Origin of the sequence: Fastidiosibacter lacustris, from assembly GCF_003428155.1 — a bacterium.
Taxonomy (GTDB): domain Bacteria; phylum Pseudomonadota; class Gammaproteobacteria; order Francisellales; family Francisellaceae; genus Caedibacter; species Caedibacter lacustris.
Map to the genome: position 1 here is coordinate 1 of NZ_QLIR01000047.1, position 1,574 is coordinate 1,574.

The 1,574-nt window shown below is 37.0% G+C and carries 1 protein-coding gene; it reads right to left on the reverse strand.

Features of this window, described 5'->3' with window-relative positions; translation table 11 throughout:
* The coding region (locus DNJ77_RS09805; protein WP_157966683.1) for a TolC family protein at positions 1-1,574 on the reverse strand (1,574 nt) is incomplete at both ends.

Sequence of the window (1,574 nt, forward strand, 5' to 3'; positions counted from 1 at the left end):
CATTTCAACTTTGATTTTATCTAAGGTAGGTTTGATGTCAGAATAAGCTTTATCGATTTCCTGGTTAAATTGACCTTGACTTTGTGCCTTTAACACTTCCTCTACCTTTTGCTGTAACTGATCTAGTGGCAGCTCACGTACTTGAGTTGGCATAATATCTAAACCAATTGATTGATAAAGCTTAGACAAGGCATCATGTGCTCGTGCAAGAGTAACATCCTTATCAAATTGTGCAGAAATTGCTTCTATTCCGCGACGAATGGTGATTTGTTCATTGCCTTGATTAGCCTGTTCAAGCTTTTTGGCATGTTCAAATAGTGCCATCGATACTTTAGATTCTTGCAAGGCATAATTTGCATCCTCTTGCCATAATAAATAATTGCTATAGGCTATGCGCACTTGGGTAAGCACTGTTATTGTTGCTGCAATTTGTTTAAGTTGCTCAAAACTATGAGTTTGATTAGCAAGATTAATGGCATAAGGACCACTTAACACGGTTTGAATAAGGTTAAGTGATGTGCCAATATTCCCACCCAACCAATATTGATTTTTCATAAATTCATTATTGGTTGTATTATAACCAAATGAAAAATCAATACCAGGAAGCATATTAATAATTGCAGCTTGAATACCTTTTTTGGCAATTTCAGCCTGATAAGAGGCTTGTCTTAATTCAGGTCGATAGATTAGGGCTAATGTATCCATTTTTTCAAATTGAGGTGAAATATTAGGTAAGGTCATTAAATTTGTGCCTGGATCAGAGAGTTCAAAATTACTATTAGGTTCAGCATTCATTAATCGTGTAAGATTGGCTTTGGCATCCACGATTTGGGCTTTAAGTTGATTAATCTTACGAATCGCTTTAATCAATACTTGTTGGTAATCCAGCTCAATTTGTGGGGTATTGGCTTTTTTCTCTGTAGCTTCTTTGGAGCGTTTTAAAGCAAGTTCCGCTTTTTCTTTAAATTGGGTGACTTCGGCTACCATCGTTTGTGCAGTCCAGGCTTTCCAATATGCAGAGATCACTTCTTGAATGAGTTGCTGGGTAATCTTTCTGCGCTCTTCTTCGGCGATCATTACACGACTGGCTTGCTGTTGAGCACGGGTATAACTTAAACCTAAGTCTAACAAACTCCATTGTAACCCATAAGATTGGTTTAATACTTCTCGTGGTGTATAACTTTGTTGTCCAGGAGTCACTTGACCATTAGCATTGACGAGGTTTTGAATCAGTTCATTATTTCTAAAACTATAATCAACATTAAGGTTAAGCGCTGGCAGCATTTCCATATAGGCGGCTTTAAGATTTCCAGATTCCAGCATCAATTGTGCTTGTTGGACTTTGTGATCAAGATTGTATTTGAGAGTGCGTGCAATTGCTTCTGCTAAAGTAATTTTGTGATCAATTGGCGGTTGTCGTTTTATTGTTTCATGAAATCCCTTGTAAGTGTTGTTCAATTGAGCTTCATTCTCTACAGCTGTAGGGGTAATGCTACAGCCTGTTATTAGTAAAGCTCCAATCGCAAAAGGTAAAGCTTTTACAAGAAGGTTCCTTTTTTTATTAGTATGATTAT